We start from the raw sequence: 18,232 nt of genomic DNA, 5'->3' as shown, positions 1-18,232 counted from the left end.
ACACTGTTACTGCCCTACAGGCGTGTCGCGCCTGCAGGGCTCTAGAGGCCTAATAGGGCCTTCAATCACGCGGTCCGGCATCGTTGCGCTGACCAGCGCACCTGCAAATATTGAAATGGCGATGTCATCGAGCGTGTACATCAACCTTCGAGCTGGCGCAATTCGTCCAGCGTATTGGTATTGGTAAAAGCACGCGGGTCATCGCCCGGCGCGTTGAAAGCAACTTGCACTCTTTGGACGCTGGCAGCCCAGGCATCTACTTTGCGACCGCCACTGAGCAGATAGTCGTGCAGTCGGGGGGCCAAGGTAGTGCGCATCAAACAAAATACAGGCTGGCTGCGTAAGGCCACCAGGCCATCGCGCCCTTTCTCTGGGGCCACTGCCACCGCGAGGTCGGCGCCGGTATGCAGCAGTGCAACCAAGAGGCGATGGGCCAAATCCAAGGGGAAGAATGGGCTGTCGCAAGGCACGGTCAGCATCAACGGCGTGGAGCACACGTCCAGCCCTGCTTGAAAGCCGGCCAAGGGGCCCGAAAAATCAGTCTCTCTATCTGCTACCACCTGCACCCGCCCGGCACCAAATGTGGTTTCACCCAGAGCGAGATAGGTATCTATATTGCGGTTGGCGTTGACCACCACACCCGCCAGCACACCTGCGTGCTGCCCGGCCAAGCGCTGCATGGCCAGTTGAACCAGCGGCACACCGTTGAGGGGCTGCAAGCCCTTATCGATACCCCCCATGCGCATGCCGCGGCCGCCTGCCAACACTAATCCGGTAATGTCGGACAGCGTGAGAGCAGCGGCCGCCGCTACAGGGGCTGCGCCTGACAGCACCCGCCCCCCCGCCGCGGCGGAGGCCTGCAGAGGGAGGCCGGATGGTGTCATAGCGTTCCTAAGAGGGTATCAGGAACGTTAAGCGAAGAACTTGACCACGCTCAGCAAGGTGCGGTAAACGCCCCATGCCAAAGGCAGACCCACAGCCGCCCAAGCAAATGCCACTACCCAAGTCGGGATTGCATCTGCACCGCCGGTGCTAGTGCCGACTTCAGAAGCGGCAGCACGTTCGTGGGCCAGTTTCTTTTCAGCAGCCAACTCAGCGTCGGTCATGAACCACTTGTTGTCCAAAGGGCGAACCAACAGGTTGCAGATCAGGCCCACCACCAACATGCCCACCAGGATATACATGGTTTGGTTGTACACCTGCTCGCGGGGAATGCCCAAGCCCAATTGGTACTCGCGCATGTAGTTCACCACTACAGGGCCCAACACACCAGCGGTAGCCCAAGCAGTCAACAGACGGCCGTGGATCGCACCCACCATTTGGGTACCAAACAAGTCAGCAAGATACGCAGGCACGGTAGCGAAGCCGCCGCCGTACATACTCAAAATCACACAGAAAGCGCCCACAAAGAGCACGATGCTGCCAGCGGCTGCGCTGCCGGGAACGCTGAAGTACATCAGGCCGCCCAACACGAAGAACACGATGTAGGTGATCTTGCGACCCATCTTGTCGGACAAGCTGGCCCAGAAGAAGCGGCCGCCGATGTTGAACAACGAGAGCAGCGCAGTAAAGCCGGCCGCTACGGTGGCGATGGCTGCCAGTTGGGCTTTGTCGAGCTCACCGAACTTGGCTTGCACACCGATCAAGCTGCCGCCAAACACTTCTTGCAGCATGGGTGACGCCATACCGATCACGCCGATACCGGCACTCACGTTCATGCACAGCACCATCCAGATGAGCCAGAACTGAGGAATACCCCAGACCTTTTTCACATGCACGTGCTTTTGGGTGATCATGGTGTTGTTCACCTGCGCAGGTGGGGGGGTCCAGCCTGCTGGCTTCCAGCCGGTTTCAGGCACGCGGTAGCCGAAGGCACCTGCCATCATGAACACAAAATAGATCAGCGCCATCACCACAAAGGTCTGCATCACGCCCATGTCGGTGGGAGTGGCGAAGTACTTCATCAGGTCAGCCGCGAGCGGCGAGCCGATCATGGCACCGCCACCAAAGCCCATGATCGCCATGCCGGTGGCCATGCCACGACGGTCCGGGAACCACTTGATCAGTGTGGACACCGGGGAGATATACCCCAAGCCCAAACCGATACCGCCGATAACACCAGAGCCCAGCAGCATGAGCCAGAACTGGTGGGTGTAGATACCGAGGGCGGAAATCAACATACCGCCGCACCAGCACACCGCCGACACCACGCCTGCCTTGCGGGGGCCCGAACGCTCAAGCCAACCGCCCCAGATCGCAGCGCTGGAACCCAGCAACACGAAGAACAGGGTGTACATCCAACCCAAGGTGGAGATTTGCCAGTCGCAGCTGGTCGTGAACAGTTGTGCCCAAAAACCTACTTCGGGGCCGCACTTGATGGCATCTTTGATGCCCAGCGCTTTGGAGAGTGGCAACCAAAACACGGAAAAGCCATAGGCCATGCCGATACACAAGTGAATGGCAAGCGCTGCCGGCGGTACCAGCCAGCGGTTAAAGCCGGGACCAGCGATGATCCGTTCTTTGTCGAGAATTCCAGACATTAAGTCTCCTTGGGGGTTTAGAGAAACACTGACTCACCGCTGTCCAACGGGGCGGGCGCAGTGTCACCGTTCAAGCCGGATGAGTCCAATGGATTCATCACATGCATTGATTCAAAAAGTAAATGCTGCTACGCAGCAATTACGAGGGGGTCTTGAATGTGTTGACGGCATCCGTCAACGTGTGCGATTGATCGCGCATACGCATGGCCGCAGCAGCGGCCTCTTCGACCAGCGCGGCGTTTTGCTGCGTCATTTGGTCAATCTCGGAGATGCTGCGGTTCACGCTTTCGATACCGGCACTCTGCTCGTGACTTGCACGGGCGATGCCCTCGATATAGCGCACCACCTCGGCGATGGACGAGGTGATTTCCTCCATGGACTCACGGGTTTTTTCTACCAGCTGGCTACCGGCGGAGACATTGCTCACCGAGGCTGCAATCAGGTCTTTGATTTCATGTGCCGCGGTCGACGACCGTTTGGCCAAGTTGCGTACCTCGGAGGCCACAACCGCAAACCCCCGCCCTTGCTCGCCAGCGCGAGCGGCTTCAACCGCTGCATTAAGGGCCAAGATATTGGTCTGAAAAGCGATCCCTTCAATCAGGGCGATGATGTCGTTGATCTTGTTGGCACTGGTCGATATCTGCCCCATGGTGCTCACCACATCCTGCACCACTTGGCTTCCACTGCTGGCAACGCCCGCCACGCTGGTGACGAGTTGATTCACCTTGTGAGTCTGCTCCGCCGTTTGAGCTACGGTGCTGGTGAGTTGATGCACCGCACTGGCGGCGGCGTTGACCTCGCCGGCTTGCTTTTCGGTGCGGTTGGCCAAATCGACGTTGCCATCAGCGATTTCGTTGGTGCCCATGGCCACCACATCAGAAGCGTTACGCACTTTGCCGATCAACAGGGTCAAGCCCACATTGATGCTATTCATGGCCATGAGCACTTGCCCGATGTCGTCGCTGCTGCCGACATGAACCTGCCGTGTCAAATCACCCGAGGCCATCCGCTGGGATGCAGAGTGCCCCGCTTTCAGCGGCTGGGCCACGTAGTAGTTCATCAGGCTATATGTCGTCACCCACAACAGGGCCAGCATGAATCCGCTCATACCCATCTCTTGGAGATTTTCAAGCTGCCCGTTTGCAGCAAGGTAGAGCGACGCAGCAACACCATAGACCGCCGATACGCGCCACGCCATCGCTGCTGACAGCCCCATGCCGGGGGACGATGTCACGTCCAAACCCACAAACAAAACGCCAATCACTTGGCCCTGACCATCCTTGATCGGCTCGTAGCGGGTGAGATATTGCTTGCCGAATACGATGGCGTAGCCGGTATGGGCACGGCCTTGCAAAACATCGGTGTACGCCGGCTGTGAGCGGTCCAGCGGGGTACCGATCGCACGCTCACCGTCCTGCTTGCGAATCGAGGTAGTGACGCGAAAAAAATCGTAGCCATCTCTTGCAAACACCGTAGCAACCAAGCCGGTTTCGCTGGTGAAACTATCGGCGAGCACAAAGTCCATGTTGAGGGTGCGAGCACCGTTGCGCAAAGCTGGCGTGGAGCGCCCTTGCACATCAATCCGCGTGTGCGGATCGAGCGAAAAGCTGCCGCTCAGGCTTAAGGCGAATTTGCGGGCGGCGGCATTGACACGCCGCTGAGGGCCATTGAACAAGCGCATGGGGGCAACTCTCTGTGACTGCAGTGGCCGGTCCAACACCTAATGACCCCGCAAGTTTTGTGACTTTGAAAGTCACAGTTTGTACACCAAATTTCTTGATTCAAATCAAACTAAAAGGGGGTTAAAAGTCCCGTATGCGTCGCCACCTGGCGCAACCATGTACTGTCTTGCACCAACTGCAGTGCGGCTTCCATCGCACGCGATGGCCGAACTGCGGTCTGTGCCATAAAACTGATGGGGGTAAGTATTTGTGGACTCACCAAAGGCACTGCTTCCAGCTCCCGATAGCCCCGCACAGTGGACACCAGTGCGCCGGGCATGACGCTGCACACCTGGCCCGCCACTACGCTGAGGGCCATGGTCAAAATGGAGTTGGTTTCCATCACCACCTTAGGGGCACAACCCGCCGCCGCAAAGGCGGCATCTACGATCGTGCGGTTGTGCATATCAGGGGTCAACAGGCACAGGGAAACCTCAGACGCCTGTAGCCATGATTCCGGCGCCGTGATCTGCAATTCCACCGCATCTGGCGCGCGGGATTTTCGTAACAAAAAGTAGTGTTCGTTGTATTGCGGATACGCCGTGAGCTGCACCGCCCGCAAATCCATCCGCTCGGTGTAGCCCAATGCCAAATCAATCGACAGGCTCTCCAGCCGATTTTCAAGCTCACTGGAACTCAGCGAGAGCACCACGGGCATCAGTTCCGGGTGCCGGGCATGGAGCATGGCTGCGAACCGTGCCGCAATAGGCACAGCGGTCGGCACAGCCCCCACCACAAAACGACCGGCAGGCTGATCTGCGGTGCTGCGCAGGGACTGCGCAAGAACCTTGTGCTCATGCAGCATGCGGCGAGCCGAATCAAGAACCTTGTCCCCCTCGGGGGTGAAGCCCACAAAAGTCCTGCCACGCCGCACGATGACCACCGCAAACTCTTCTTCCAAGGCCCTGAGAGCATTGGAGAGTGCGGGCTGGGTGATGTGGCAGGCTTGGGCTGCCCGCGCGAAATGCCGGTGCTCATCCAGAGCCACCAGGTAGCGCAGCGACGAGAGCAGATTCATGCCAACGCCGCCCGATCAGCTGTTTTTGCTGATGGTGATGGTGGGGAACTTGCTTGAGAAGTCTTTCGATTGCGCCGCGATTTTGATGGCTACCTGGCGGGCAATACCTTTGTAGAGGCCAGCCACTTCGCTGTCAGGCGCTGCCACCACGGTCGGGGTGCCGCTGTCTGCTTGCTCACGGATGTGCAAGGCCAACGGCAAAGCGCCCAAGTAGTCCATGCCGTAGCCAGCTGCCATTTTTTTACCGCCATCAGCCCCGAAAATGTGCTCTACATGGCCGCAGTTGCTGCACACGTGTACCGCCATGTTTTCGACAATGCCCAGAATCGGCACACCCACCTTCTCAAACATCTTGATGCCTTTTTTGGCATCCAACAAGGCGATGTCTTGCGGCGTAGTGACCACCACTGCGCCGGTCAAAGGAACCCGCTGGCTGAGCGTGAGTTGGATGTCGCCTGTGCCAGGCGGCATGTCAACGATCAAGTAATCAAGGTCTTTCCAATTGGTCTGGCGCAGCAACTGCTCTAGTGCTTGGGTGGCCATGGGGCCGCGCCAGATCATGGCCTGGTCGCCATCCACCAGAAAACCGATCGACATGACCTGCACACCATGGTTCTCCATAGGCTCCATGGTTTTGCCATCGGTGGTGTCGGGGCGGCCTTCAATACCCATCATCATGGGCTGGCTGGGGCCGTAAATGTCGGCGTCAAGCAAACCTACCCTTACGCCTTCAGCCGCCAATGCCAAGGCCAAGTTGGCTGCGGTGGTGCTCTTGCCCACACCGCCCTTGCCAGACGCCACAGCCACAATATTTTTCACACCCGGCAGCAGCTGCACACCACGCTGCACCGCATGGGGCACGATGTGGAGCTTGGGGCTCACGGTGACGGCACCGACACTAGCCACAGTGCGCGCGGCCTGGGACACCAGCTCCACCAGCGCGGGCCATTGGCTCTTGGCGGGATAACCCAGCTCCAGGTCCAGCTGCACATCAGCGCCTTGTACTTTGATGTTTTTAAAGGCTTTGGCGCTGGCAAACGTGGCGCCGGTGTTTGGGTCAATCAGGCTCTGCAGGGCCTGGGTAATGTCTTGTTCGGTAAACGCCATAAAAACTCCTGAATCGGGCGAGTCTATCCAAGGGGGCATACCCGCCGCTGCGCAAGGTGCAAAGTCTGTGCCACCCATCAAGGGTTAACCCCGCACACTTTTCTATTTACAAGTGCGGTGGGCTTTTCATAATGAACAGCATGAGTGCTCCCCCGTCCACCGTACCCATGACCGGCTTGCTGCTGACCGGGGGAGGCGCCCGCGCCGCCTACCAGGTGGGCGTTCTCGAGGCGATTGCCGACCTGCGCTTGGCCTGCGGCGCAGGCTGGCAACCTAACCCCTTTCCGATCATTGCCGGTACTTCTGCCGGGGCAATCAATGCGTCGGCCCTGGCCTGCGGGTCGGATGATTTCGATGGCACGGTCCGCAAAATCGCGCACACCTGGCAAAACTTCCACGCGCACGATGTGTACCGCGCAGACCACCTCAGCATGCTGCGCTCGGGCGCGACGTGGATGACCCTGCTATCACTGGGCTGGGTGCTTGCCAAATGGCGCCGCGTCAAGCCGCGCTCCTTGCTGGACAACAGCCCGCTGGGCGAACTTCTGCGGGGGCTAGTGCCACTAGAGCGCCTACCGGAACTGGTACGCCAAGGGCATTTGCAGGCGCTGGCGGTTACCGCGTCGAGCTACAGCACCGGCGATCACGTGACCTTTTTTGAAGGTGACAGGCGCCTGATGCCTTGGTTCCGCACCCAGCGATTCGCCGTGCGGGACCGGATCACCCATGCACACTTGCTCGCCTCCAGCGCGATCCCGTTTGTGTTTCCCGCCACCCAATTGCACATTAACGGGCGGGACGAGTACTTTGGCGACGGCTCTATGCGCCAGAGTGCGCCGGTGGCACCCGCTATCCATTTAGGAGCAGAACGCATACTGGTGATCGGCGCCGGGCGCATGCATGAGCCCAAAGAAGAAGCCCACCTGCACACCACCAGCAGCTACCCCAGCATCGCCCAGATCGCCGGTCACGCCTTGTCCAACATCTTTTTGGATGCACTGGCCGTCGATGTAGAGCGGGTGCAGCGCATCAACCAGACCATCAAACTAGTTCCTGAAGAATTGCGCAAAGGCAGCTCGTTAAGGCCGGTTGAGCTACTGGTCATTGCGCCTAGCCAGCGGCTCGATGCCGTGGCCTCGCGCCATGTGGGCGACCTACCGCACGCGGTGCGCACCATGCTGGGCGGCGTGGGCGTGTCGTCGGCCAAGGCTGATGTGAAAGGCGCCGCGCTCGCGAGCTACCTGCTGTTCGAGAGCGGCTACACCACGGAGCTGATGGCGCTGGGCTACGCAGATGCCCAGAGACAGCGCGCCGAGGTCTGCAAATTCTTCGGCTGGAACGACCCCGCCAACAATGACCCGGAGCCTGGCGACACAGAATTTGTCGAACACCGGCTGGACCCGCTCCGGTTACGCTGAAAACAGGCAAAAATAGGGCTCTGCCTCCCAAAACACTCTGGCACCCCGGACCAGCACTCGTTGTCACGAGTGCCTTAGCCTTCCAGACCCTATGCTCATACATCTCTTATGCGCCGTCGCGCTGATCCCGCTCCTCTGGGCAAACTCGGCGCTTGCGACGCAGATTTACAAATGCATTTCGAACGGCGTCACTCAAATCCAACAGATCCCTTGTGAAACCACCACGGGTCAAAAGCGACCAACCGTGGATGAGCTGAATGCGGCTCGTCAGAAGCAGCCGCCACAAGAGAAGGCACAAGCCCTTGGACCAGCAAAGGCGCTGCCCAGCCCAGCCGCTCCCCAGTCGAATTCCCTACCTAGCTCCAACTTTCGGTGCGATGGTAGAAAACATTGCAGCCAGATGAGCTCTTGCAGTGAAGCCAAGTTCTTTTTAGCCCAATGCCCGGGCGTCAAAATGGATGGGGACAACGACGGCATTCCTTGCGAAGAGCAATGGTGCCAATAAAACAAACTAGAGATACTTGTGCACCCAACCCACCCCTACGCTGAACTGATTGCCACCTACCGCCGCGCAGAAGCCGAAGCAGTGCACAAATACAGCCTGATCAAAGCGGTAGAGAAAAAAGGCCCCAAAGCTATTGCAGCGGCCATTGACACCGCGGCCAAGGCCGCTAAGCGGCGCGACAGCTATGCCAAAAAGCTCCTTGAAATGGGAATCAGCGTTCCGGACTGAGCGAACACATGCCTCACTCGATAGACGGGCAACCCTGCGGCAACACGGGCATGCCCTCGTTGCTCGTGTGTTCGCCCAGAAAGTCCAAAAACCGCCGCACCGCTGGCACCATGCCGCGGCGTGACGGGTACACCGCATGAAACAGGCCGCGCGGCGGCGCCCAGCCCGGCAACACATGCACCAGCCGGCCTTGCTCTATCTCGCGGCGGCACATGTAATCCGGCAAAAAGCACAAGCCAGTGCCTTGCAGAGCGGCAAATTTGAGCGTTAGCAGGTCATCCGCCACATAGCGCGGCTGGTGCACCAAGGTGTGTGTGGCTCCGTCCGGCCCTAGCAACACCATGCTGGCGCGGCCATCGATAGCTGACATGGCGATGGTGTCCATACGCGACAAGTCATTGATAGACGTGGGCTGCCCCTGCCGCTCCAACTGCTGCGGGCTAGCTACCAGCACGGCACTGGACTCGCCCAGCTTCTTCACTACCAAACTGCCACTGTCATCCAGCGAAGGGCGCACACGCAAGGCAACGTCTATGCCCTCTTCCACCAAGTCCACCACCCGGTTGCTGATGCGCATATCTACCTTCACCAACGGGTGGCGCGCTAAAAACAGCGCCATGATGGGCCCCACGGTGCTCTGGGCCAGCGTCACCGGGCAGGCCACGCGGATGGTGCCGCGCGGTTCGGTCTGCACCTGCTCTACTGCTTCGGCAGCGGCCTCGGCCGCATCGCGCACCGCTAGGCAGTGGCGCAGGTACACCTCGCCCACTTCTGTGAGCGAGAGCTTGCGGGTGGTGCGCTGCAGCAGGCGCACGCCCAGGCGCTCTTCCAGCTCGGCCACGCGGCGCGACAGCTTGGACTTGGGCAGCCCCAAGTGCCGGCCCGCAGCCGCAAAACCGCCACGCTCTACCACCTCCGCGAAGTACAGCATGTCATTGGTGTCTTGCATAAGCGCCCTTATTGTTCCAAATTTAGAACAATCTAACGCAAATATGCGGTCTTATCAATCATTAGCCTTTCAAAGACACTAGTGCCATCGAACTACCCCTCTTGAAGGACCTGCCATGAAACTCTTGCACATTGACTCCAGCATCCTGAGCGCCCACTCCGTGTCCCGCCAACTGACCAAGGACACCGTGGCCCAATGGATTGCCAACCACCCAGACACCACCGTCGAATACCTGGATCTGGCCGTGGACACCCCCAACCACCTGTCTGCCGATTCCCTGGGCTTCCGCGCTCCCGCTGGCGCTGAGCAAACCGACGTGCAAAAGCGCGAAAACGCCATCTCCGAGGCGCTGGTGACCCAGTTCCTGGCCGCTGACGTGATCGTCGTGGGCGCCCCGCTGTACAACTTCAGCGTGCCCAGCCAACTCAAGTCCTGGATCGACCGCATTGCCCAAGCCGGCCGCACCTTTACCTACACCGAAGCTGGCCCCAAGGGCTTGGCCGGCGGCAAGACCGTGATCGTGGCCTCCACCCGTGGCGGCGTGTACTCCACCAACGACTGGGGCCGCGCTGCCGAGCACCAAGAAAGCTACCTGCAAACCGTGTTCGGCTTCCTGGGCATCACCGACGTGCGCTTTGTCCGCGCCGAGGGCCTGGCCATGGGCGATGCCAAGAAGGCAGAAGCGATGGCAGAAGCTGCGAATGGCATTGCCAAGCTGGCTGCCTAATCAGCCTCTATGCATTACCCGCTGGGTACTGCACAAACTACAAAGCCCGGCTCTGCCGGGATTTGTTGTTTTGGGTTCTATGAATTTTGTGCAGGCAGCCGTTGGGACGGCTTGAGGCTGGAAGCGGCCGGTCAGATTTCCAGATTACAGTCATTCAAATTGCCATGAAGCACCCACTTCGAACCCGCGCTATGAGTGTTGCGGTGGGCGACGGTTAGAAATCGTTGCCTACCTATTCAGTACATCTGCGCCTTTACGCTCCAGAACGCCAAAACTCCATGTCCCAAAAGCGATGAACGAGCGATCACTGGCAAAGCAAATGTCAGACGGGTACTCGTAAGGGTAGGACGCCGACTCTGAAAGATCGGCACTGCTATAGACTGCAATTCGTCCTTTTTGCACGGACCCAATGAACTCCCCGTCGGGCGACCACCGTAGCACTGCACTTGTCCCGCCCAGTTCGATTGGCAAGCGCAAGAGGCATTCTCCAGAAATTGAAAGGACCTGGAGAACTCGCGAAGAGAGCGAATCGTCGAAGCCGACGAGTGCAATTCGTTTTCCATCAGGGGACAGTACGCAGGACTGAATATTGGCTAGTGATGGCCTAATTGTTTTTTTTGGTTTGACTAATGGCCAGTCCCAGACCGTCAGGTGGGCTGGGTCGTGGGTATTTGCTCCCGGTGGGGTTCGCGGCTGGTGGGTGACCAGCCACAGCTTGGAGTTGCCTGATGGAGAGACTCCAGTGATCATCTCACCGGGAAACTGGAGTTGATCAACCACGCTCGGCCGAAGTGCCTCGCGTACGCATATCGCGCCGTCCCACGAGCCATCTATTAGAAACTTTCCGCAGGGCGAGAAGTGCAATTCACTGCCTTCACCGTCTCGCTGATTTGCGTGATCGCAGAGCACCTCAGAATCCGACGAACACAACACAACTATACGGCCAGATGTACTCTTGACTGCCAATAGGGTGCCGTTGGCGTTAAAGCAAGCATCTGATGGGTGTGAGACGGGGTGTGACGATCCGACTTTACGCAGCGTTCGCGTGTTAGCGATCACCACATTCCGCCCAAGGGCGGCGATGAAGTTCGAATCCGCAGAAGCGGCAAAACTGTACGAAGCTGGGAGCTTAAGGCGCTGAGCGATTGCCATGTGGGAATGTTGGATACCCAACGAACGGTTAATGGGTTAAACCTTCGAAAACTATAGCCCACTGGAGCACGCCCACGAAAGGCGGCTTTCGCGGCAAAGCAGTCGTCGAAGCATGCATTCATGTCTGCTTCGCTAGCCACCTTCCAACACCTCCAACGCCTCCCTCGCCCAGGCAATACTCCCCTCCTCGTACATGATCCCCTTCTTCAGGATCAGGTGCTGCAGCCGCTTCGCGCGCGGCATGGCATCGCCCCGTGCAAAGTCGCGGGCTTCGATGGCGCGGTAGTGGGCCAGGCGTTCGGTGTGCTGGGCGATGCGGGCGCGCAATTCATCACTCAAGTCCACTTCATTCAAAGCGGCATCGGCGCGGATTTTGACGGTGAACTCGTCCCGCAAATCGGTGGGCGCGGCAGGTTCACTGGTCCAGCGCACCAGCTCGGCACGACCGGCAGGCAGCACCTTGTACTCCCGCTTGCGGGTCGCTCCGGCGTCGGGCGCGCTGTCCGAGACGATCCAGCCTTTTTCTTCCATGCGGGCCAGCTCTCGGTAAATCTGCTGGTGGGTGGCGTGCCAGAAGTAGCCGATGGACTTGTCAAAGCGGCGCGCCAACTCGTAGCCGGAGGAAGGTTTTTCGATCAGCGACGTGAGCACGGCATGGGCAAGCGACATGCGGGCGAGTCTAAGGGCAGCCCTCTAACTATGCAACCAGTTGCATAAATTTGGCTAGACTTCTACACTGCAACTGGTTGCATAGCCGCGCGTGCCTTGGTAACGGCCGGCCACCCGAACACATAACAGGAGACACCCATGACTGCCACGCTCACTTACCCCCACATGCTCGCCCCTCTGGATTTGGGCTTTACCACCCTGAAAAGCCGGGTGCTCATGGGCTCCATGCACGTGGGCCTGGAAGAAGCCAAAGACGGCTTCACCCGCATGGCCGCCTTTTACGCAGAGCGTGCCAAGGGCGGCGTGGGCCTGATCGTGACCGGCGGCATTGCCCCCAACGACCGCGCCCGCCCCATGCCCGGCGGTGCGGCCATGACCACGCAAAAAGAAGCCGACAAGCACAAGGTGGTGACCGACGCCGTGCACGCCGCAGGCGGCAAGATTTGCATGCAGATCCTGCACTTTGGCCGCTACGCCTACCACCCTGAGTTGGTGGCACCCAGCGCGCTCAAGGCGCCTATCAGTCCCTTCCGCCCCCATGCGCTGACCACGGAAGAAGTGAGCCAGACCATTGAGGACTACGCCAATGCCGCAGCCTTGGCCCAAAGCTCGGGCTACGACGGCGTGGAGATCATGGGCTCCGAGGGCTACCTGATCAACGAGTTCATTGCCAAGCAAACCAACCAGCGCGACGACGAGTGGGGCGGCTCGTATGAAAACCGCATCCGCTTCCCGCTGGAGATTGTGCGCAAGACGCGCGCACGGGTGGGCGCCAACTTCATCATCATCTTCCGCCTGTCCATGCTGGACCTGGTGGAAGGCGGCTCTACCAAAGAAGAAGTGGTGCAACTGGCGCAGGCGCTGGAAGCTGCTGGCGTCACCATCTTGAACACCGGCATCGGCTGGCACGAGGCGCGCATTCCCACCATCGCCACCAAGGTGCCACGCGCTGCGTTTGCCTGGGTGACTGAGCAACTCAAAGGCAAGGTGAAAATTCCGCTGATCGCCACCAACCGCATAAATACGCCTGAGGTGGCCGAGCAAATCCTTAGCAGCGGCCAAGCCGACATGGTGAGCATGGCCCGCCCCTTCCTGGCCGACCCGCTGTTTGTACAAAAGGCGGCCGAGGGCAAAGCCGACCAGATCAACACCTGCATCGGCTGTAACCAGGCCTGCCTGGACCACACCTTTGGCGGAAAGATCACCAGCTGCCTGGTGAACCCGCGCGCCTGCCACGAGACGCTGATGGTGGACAGCCCCGCCCCCAGCAAAGAGCGCATTGCGGTGGTGGGCGCTGGCCCCGCCGGTTTGGCGTTTTCGACCGAAGCGGCCAAGCGCGGCTTTGACGTCACCTTGTTTGACGCAGCCAGCGAAATCGGCGGCCAGTTCAACGTGGCCAAGCAAGTGCCCGGTAAGGAAGAGTTCTACGAGACCCTGCGTTACTTCGGCAAGCAGATCGAGCTGACCGGTGTGAAACTGCAGCTGAATAAGAAAGTGAGCGCCCAAGACCTGACGGCCGCAGGCTTTAAGCACGTGGTGCTGGCCACTGGCGTGACACCGCGCATGCCCGAGATTGAAGGCATCACCCACCCCAAAGTGCTGGGCTACCTGGACGTGCTGCGCGACAAGAAGCCGGTAGGCAAAACCGTGGCGCTGATTGGCGCGGGCGGCATTGGCTTTGACACTGCAGAGTTCTTGCTGCACGAAGGCACCAGCCCCAGCCTGGACCAGGCCAAGTTCTTTGCCGAATGGGGTGTGGACACTGCATATGCCAGCGCCGGTGGCCTGAAGCCCGCGCACATTGAGAAGACGCCGCGCAAGGTCTACCTGCTGCAACGCAAGACCAGCAAGGTAGGCGACGGCCTGGGCAAGACCACCGGCTGGATTCATCGCACCTCGCTCAAGAACCGCGAGGTGGAAATGATCAACGGCGTGACCTACCGCAAGGTGGACGACGCGGGCCTGCACATCTCCGTGGGCGACAAGGACATGGTGCTGCCGGTGGACAACGTAGTAGTCTGTGCAGGCCAGGACCCACAGCGCGCACTGCAGGCTGACCTGCAAGCCGCAGGCGTGAACGTGCACCTGATCGGCGGCGCCGATGTGGCCGCCGAGCTCGACGCCAAGCGCGCCATCAAACAAGGCACCGAACTGGCGCTGGCGTTTGGCGCTGCACCTGCCAAGGCTGCACAAACTGGTGCTGCCCCCACACTGGCCCAAACCCTGCCCGCCCCGGTGGCCGCCAGCCTCAAGCTGTGGCACCAGATGATTGCCGAAAACAACCTGGCCGAGCTGCCCACCATCCTGCACCGCAAGGCGGTGTTCCGCTCGCCCATGGCGCACACGCCTTACCCCAGCGCGCAGGCAGTGCAAGTCATCTTGACCAACGTGGTGCAGGTGTTTGAAGACTTCCACTACCACCGCGAGCTAGCCAGTGCCGACGGACTGAGCCTGGTGCTGGAGTTCAGCGCCAAGGTCAACGGCAAGGAACTCAAAGGCATCGACATGGTGCAGTTCGACGCCGAGGGCAAGATCACCGACTTTGAGGTGATGGTGCGTCCCATGAGCGGCCTGCAGGCGCTGGGTGACGAGATGGGCAAGCGACTGGCGCCCTATATGGCCATGATGAAGCCAGCCAAGGCCTGATCATCGGCAGCGTTACGCTATGGTTTTGCTAGCTGCTCGCGCATATTCCACGGGGGCTAGTAGCCTAAAACACTCATAAACAGGAGACACCATGCAATTTGAAACCCTCAGCGTCACGCTGGACGCGCACATTGCCACCGTGCGCCTGAACCGCCCCGACAAAGCCAACGCTATGAGCGCCACCATGTGGCAAGAGATTCGCCAGGCCTTTGAGTGGGTGGACCGTACGCCGGAGGCGCGTGTGGCCGTGCTGCAAGGCGAAGGCAAGTTGTTTTGCGCGGGCATCGACCTGCAAATGATGATGGGCATGAGCGCCCAAATTGCCAACGACTGCGATGGCCGCAGCCGCGAAGCCATGCGTCGTGTCATCCTGGACATGCAAGACACACTGACCAGCCTGGAGCGCTGCCGCAAGCCGGTGCTGGCGGCTATCCACGGCGGCTGCATTGGTGGCGGCATTGACCTCGTCACCTGCGCCGACATGCGCTATGCCAGTGCAGACGCCTACTTCACCATCAAGGAAATCGACATCGGCATGACCGCCGACGTGGGCACCCTGCAGCGCCTGCCCAAGCTGGTGGGCGACGGCATTACCCGCGAGCTGGCCTACACAGGCCGCAAGATGGATTCTGATGAAGCTAAGCAGATCGGCTTGGTGAACCGCGTGTTCGAGAGCCGCGAGGCGCTGTACGCCGGTGTGCACGAGATTGCCGCCACCATCGCGGGCAAGTCCCCTCTGTCGATCCGCGGCACCAAGGAAATGATCACCTACGCCCGCGACCACAGCGTGGCCGACAGCCTGAACTACATTGCCACCTGGAACGCCGCCATGCTGATGAGCCAAGACCTCACTGAGGCGATGACGGCGAACATGCAGAAGCGGGCGCCTGTGTTTAAGGACTGAGCTTCTTATCGCGCTTGCGTCTTTGCTGGGCTCGCAGCAGGCTGGGGGTACGTACCTCCGCTCGTGTCCCCCGCCCGCTTCGGCGGGCTCCTCCTTGACCTCGCTGCGGCACGCACCCCCAACCTGCTGCTGCGAAGTGAGGCGAGGTGGACTTACCCTAGTTAACAAGTCACCTCAATTAAAGAGTGGGGAGACTGGCTGTTTTCGCAACGTGCCTAGAACCATCCGCGCAGGATCAGGCGGGCTGGGCGTTTTGCGTAGGTCAAGGAGGAGGCCGAAGGCCGGGGGACACGTAGCAAAACGTCCGGCCTGCCTGATCCCACCACAAAACATGGATGCACAACGGCCATCCCCGCCCCGACTAAAATCACCGGTCCCTCTGTGAAAGTCGACTCCCCATGCCCCGCCAACTATTCGTTACCACCGCCCTCCCCTACGCCAACGGCAACTTCCATATCGGTCACATCATGGAATACATCCAGGCCGACATCTGGGTGCGGTTCCAGCGCATGCAGGGCAATGCGGTGAACTTTGTGGGTGCGGACGACACGCACGGCGCGCCCATCATGATTGCGGCCGAAAAAGCCGGTGTCACGCCCGAGCAGTTCGTGGCCAACATCGCCGCCGGGCGCAAGCAATATCTGGATGGCTTTCACATCAGCTTTGACAACTGGCACAGCACCCACTCGCCCGAAAACACCGAGCTGGCCCGCCAGATCTACCGCGACCTGCGCGACCGCGCCGATGGCAGCCTGATCGAAGTGCGCACCATCGAACAGTTCTTCGACCCCGAGAAGAACATGTTCCTGCCGGACCGCTACATCAAAGGCGAGTGCCCCAAGTGCCACGCCAAAGACCAGTACGGCGACAACTGCGAAGTCTGCGGCTCGGTCTATGCGCCCACCGACCTGATCAACCCGTTCTCGGCCCTGTCTGGTGCCAAGCCCGAGCTGAAAAACTCGGAGCACTACTTCTTCAAGCTCTCTGACCCGCGCTGCGTAGAGTTTCTGGAGAGCTGGACGCAAGACGGCAAGCTGCAGCCCGAAGTGGCCAACAAGATCAAAGAGTGGTTCAGCGTGCGCACCAACCCGGATGGCACGCAGAGCGAAGGCCTGGGCGACTGGGACATTTCGCGCGACGCGCCCTACTTCGGCATTGAGATTCCTGATGCGCCGGGCAAGTACTTCTATGTGTGGCTGGACGCGCCTGTGGGCTATCTGGCATCGCTGAAAAACTGGTTTGACAAAGGCGGCCCCAAGGCACGCACGGCCAATCCTGATCAGCGCAGCTTTGACGAGTACATGGCTGCCGCAGACACCGAGCAGTACCACTTCATCGGCAAAGACATCGTCACCTTCCACACCCTGTTCTGGCCGGCGATGCTGAAGTTCAGCGGCCGCAAGACGCCGAACAACGTGTTTGTGCACGGTTTCCTGACCGTGAACAATGGCGAAAAGATGAGCAAGAGCCGCGGCACCGGCCTGGACCCGCTCAAGTACCTGAGCCTGGGCATGAACGCCGAGTGGCTGCGCTACTACTTGGCGGCCAAGCTGAGCGCGCGCAATGAAGACATCGACTTCAATGCCGAAGACTTCATGCTGCGGGTGAACAGCGACCTTATTGGCAAGTTCATCAACATCGCCTCCCGTGCCGCCGGCTTCTTGACCAAGCGCTTTGACGGCAAATTGACCCACCACTTTGGCAAGCAAGGTATGGTTCTCATTGACGAAATCCGTAGTGCCGCGGATGGTTTGGCCGCGCAATATGAAGCCCGCGAGTACAGCAAGGCCACCCGCGAAGTCATGCTGCTAGCCGACAAGGTGAACGCCTATGTGGACCAGAACAAGCCTTGGGACTTGGCCAAAGACGTGGCTAACAACGAGGCACTGCACCAAGTGTGCTCGGTGCTGATCAACGCGTTTGACGCATTGAGCCGTTACTTGGCCCCTGTGCTGCCAGGCTTGGCGCAAGCGGTGCAAAGCTTTGTGGGTCGCCCTATGGACACCTGGGCCGTGGCCGGCGATGTGCAAGCCATCCAGCCCTACCAACACCTGATGCAACGCGTCACCCCCGAGCAACTGGAGGCGCTTTTTGAGCCAAAAGAGCCTCTAGCCCCCGTAGAACCTGCGCAAGCAGCTCCTAAAAAAGTAGCAAAGTCAGCGTCCGCCGCTGTGCCGGCTGACCCCAACGCCCCCGGTGGCGAGGCCCTGGCCCCCACCATCAGCATTGACGACTTCGCCAAGATCGACCTGCGCATTGCAAAAATCGTGAACTGCGACGCGGTAGAGGGCTCCACCAAACTGCTGCGCCTCACCCTCGATGTGGGTGAGAAGAACGCCGAGGGCCAGCCCACCACGCGCAATGTGTTCAGCGGCATTGCCAGCATGTACAAGCCCGAGGAGCTGGTGGGCCAGCTCACCGTGCTGGTGGCCAACTTGGCACCGCGCAAGATGAAGTTCGGAATAAGCGAGGGCATGGTCATGGCAGCGAGCCATGCCGACGAGGGGGCTGAGCCAGGTATCTACATCTTGAACCCCTGGCCCGGCGCCAAGCCCGGCATGCGCATCCACTAAACCACCGTTGCTCCTCTCAGCAGGCGTCGTCCACACCAGTCTCAGCGCATGATCTATTGGATCCGCAGTGAGACT

General features: G+C 59.9%; 13 protein-coding genes and 1 pseudogene. 7 read left to right on the top strand and 7 right to left on the bottom strand.

The genetic code is table 11. The features are described from left to right. Window positions 1–140: 140 nt before the first annotated feature. The 5 genes from mobA to apbC all read right to left on the bottom strand — a co-directional run bounded on the left by mobA (window position 141) and on the right by apbC (window position 6,386). Window positions 141–884, bottom strand: coding sequence for a molybdenum cofactor guanylyltransferase MobA (gene mobA / locus U5L73_RS06770; RefSeq protein ID WP_322561628.1), 744 nt, complete (start codon window positions 882–884; stop codon window positions 141–143). A 27-nt stretch (window positions 885–911) separates the two neighbouring features. Then, window positions 912–2,540: an OFA family MFS transporter gene (locus U5L73_RS06765; RefSeq protein ID WP_322561627.1), complete on the bottom strand. Its 1,629-nt coding sequence runs from the start codon at window positions 2,538–2,540 to the stop codon at window positions 912–914. 139 nt (window positions 2,541–2,679) lie between these two features. After that, window positions 2,680–4,221, bottom strand: a complete 1,542-nt coding sequence (locus U5L73_RS06760; protein WP_322561626.1) for a methyl-accepting chemotaxis protein — start codon at window positions 4,219–4,221, stop codon at window positions 2,680–2,682. A gap of 110 nt (window positions 4,222–4,331) precedes the next feature. Next, window positions 4,332–5,279, bottom strand: coding sequence for a LysR family transcriptional regulator (locus U5L73_RS06755; protein WP_322561625.1), 948 nt, complete (start codon window positions 5,277–5,279; stop codon window positions 4,332–4,334). 15 nt (window positions 5,280–5,294) lie between these two features. After that, the gene (apbC, locus tag U5L73_RS06750; RefSeq protein WP_322561624.1) at window positions 5,295–6,386 is read right to left on the bottom strand and encodes an iron-sulfur cluster carrier protein ApbC; all 1,092 of its coding nucleotides are present in this window, start codon (window positions 6,384–6,386) and stop codon (window positions 5,295–5,297) included. Between the two features lie 140 nt (window positions 6,387–6,526). Here apbC and U5L73_RS06745 point away from each other — a divergent pair, with 140 nt between their 5' ends. The 3 genes from U5L73_RS06745 (at window position 6,527) to U5L73_RS06735 (ending at window position 8,537) form a co-directional block, all read left to right on the top strand. Further along, window positions 6,527–7,804 carry a patatin-like phospholipase family protein gene (locus U5L73_RS06745; RefSeq protein ID WP_416221266.1) on the top strand — a complete coding sequence of 426 codons (1,278 nt, stop codon included), beginning with the start codon at window positions 6,527–6,529 and terminating at the stop codon, window positions 7,802–7,804. Between the two features lie 91 nt (window positions 7,805–7,895). Further along, window positions 7,896–8,309, top strand: a complete 414-nt coding sequence (locus U5L73_RS06740; RefSeq protein ID WP_322561622.1) for an excalibur calcium-binding domain-containing protein — start codon at window positions 7,896–7,898, stop codon at window positions 8,307–8,309. Window positions 8,310–8,327: 18 nt separating this feature from the next. Beyond that, entirely contained in the window at window positions 8,328–8,537 is a 210-nt protein-coding gene (locus tag U5L73_RS06735; RefSeq protein ID WP_322561621.1) for a hypothetical protein, read from the top strand. A 13-nt stretch (window positions 8,538–8,550) separates the two neighbouring features. On the opposite strand, the gene U5L73_RS06730 is transcribed toward U5L73_RS06735, so the two are convergent. Then, entirely contained in the window at window positions 8,551–9,486 is a 936-nt protein-coding gene (locus tag U5L73_RS06730) for a LysR family transcriptional regulator (RefSeq protein WP_322561620.1), read from the bottom strand. Between the two features lie 115 nt (window positions 9,487–9,601). Between U5L73_RS06730 and U5L73_RS06725 the strand changes: the two genes are divergently transcribed. Next, window positions 9,602–10,213, top strand: a complete 612-nt coding sequence (locus U5L73_RS06725; RefSeq protein ID WP_322561619.1) for an FMN-dependent NADH-azoreductase — start codon at window positions 9,602–9,604, stop codon at window positions 10,211–10,213. Between the two features lie 1,284 nt (window positions 10,214–11,497). Here U5L73_RS06725 and U5L73_RS06720 read toward each other — a convergent pair. Then, window positions 11,498–12,034 carry a PadR family transcriptional regulator gene (locus U5L73_RS06720; RefSeq protein ID WP_322561618.1) on the bottom strand — a complete coding sequence of 179 codons (537 nt, stop codon included), beginning with the start codon at window positions 12,032–12,034 and terminating at the stop codon, window positions 11,498–11,500. A 138-nt stretch (window positions 12,035–12,172) separates the two neighbouring features. Here U5L73_RS06720 and U5L73_RS06715 point away from each other — a divergent pair. From U5L73_RS06715 to metG, 3 genes and pseudogenes are all read left to right on the top strand, one after another. Next, window positions 12,173–14,191, top strand: a pseudogene (locus tag U5L73_RS06715) (FAD-dependent oxidoreductase); the annotation flags it as partial. A 580-nt stretch (window positions 14,192–14,771) separates the two neighbouring features. After that, window positions 14,772–15,584 carry a crotonase/enoyl-CoA hydratase family protein gene (locus U5L73_RS06710; protein ID WP_322561617.1) on the top strand — a complete coding sequence of 271 codons (813 nt, stop codon included), beginning with the start codon at window positions 14,772–14,774 and terminating at the stop codon, window positions 15,582–15,584. 398 nt (window positions 15,585–15,982) lie between these two features. Beyond that, window positions 15,983–18,157 carry a methionine--tRNA ligase gene (gene metG / locus U5L73_RS06705; RefSeq protein ID WP_322561616.1) on the top strand — a complete coding sequence of 725 codons (2,175 nt, stop codon included), beginning with the start codon at window positions 15,983–15,985 and terminating at the stop codon, window positions 18,155–18,157. The last annotated feature ends 75 nt before the right edge of the window (window positions 18,158–18,232 follow it).

It is taken from the genome of Rhodoferax sp. (assembly GCF_034520025.1).
Taxonomy (GTDB): Bacteria; Pseudomonadota; Gammaproteobacteria; order Burkholderiales; family Burkholderiaceae_C; genus Allorhodoferax.
The sequence above is the reverse complement of the archived record's forward strand: the minus strand, read 5'-3'. Positions and strand labels throughout refer to the sequence as shown.

What these genes read in the sequence shown, in the direction of transcription:
- mobA (WP_322561628.1), bottom strand. Translation starts at nt 884, where the DNA reads ATGACACCATCCGGCCTCCCTCTGCAGGCCTCCGCCGCGGCGGGGGGG.
- U5L73_RS06765 (WP_322561627.1), bottom strand. Translation starts at nt 2,540, where the DNA reads ATGTCTGGAATTCTCGACAAAGAACGGATCATCGCTGGTCCCGGCTTT.
- U5L73_RS06760 (WP_322561626.1), bottom strand. Translation starts at nt 4,221, where the DNA reads ATGCGCTTGTTCAATGGCCCTCAGCGGCGTGTCAATGCCGCCGCCCGC.
- U5L73_RS06755 (WP_322561625.1), bottom strand. Translation starts at nt 5,279, where the DNA reads ATGAATCTGCTCTCGTCGCTGCGCTACCTGGTGGCTCTGGATGAGCAC.
- apbC (WP_322561624.1), bottom strand. Translation starts at nt 6,386, where the DNA reads ATGGCGTTTACCGAACAAGACATTACCCAGGCCCTGCAGAGCCTGATT.
- U5L73_RS06745 (WP_416221266.1), top strand. Translation starts at nt 6,527, where the DNA reads ATGAGTGCTCCCCCGTCCACCGTACCCATGACCGGCTTGCTGCTGACC.
- U5L73_RS06740 (WP_322561622.1), top strand. Translation starts at nt 7,896, where the DNA reads ATGCTCATACATCTCTTATGCGCCGTCGCGCTGATCCCGCTCCTCTGG.
- U5L73_RS06730 (WP_322561620.1), bottom strand. Translation starts at nt 9,486, where the DNA reads ATGCAAGACACCAATGACATGCTGTACTTCGCGGAGGTGGTAGAGCGT.
- U5L73_RS06725 (WP_322561619.1), top strand. Translation starts at nt 9,602, where the DNA reads ATGAAACTCTTGCACATTGACTCCAGCATCCTGAGCGCCCACTCCGTG.
- U5L73_RS06720 (WP_322561618.1), bottom strand. Translation starts at nt 12,034, where the DNA reads ATGTCGCTTGCCCATGCCGTGCTCACGTCGCTGATCGAAAAACCTTCC.
- U5L73_RS06710 (WP_322561617.1), top strand. Translation starts at nt 14,772, where the DNA reads ATGCAATTTGAAACCCTCAGCGTCACGCTGGACGCGCACATTGCCACC.
- metG (WP_322561616.1), top strand. Translation starts at nt 15,983, where the DNA reads ATGCCCCGCCAACTATTCGTTACCACCGCCCTCCCCTACGCCAACGGC.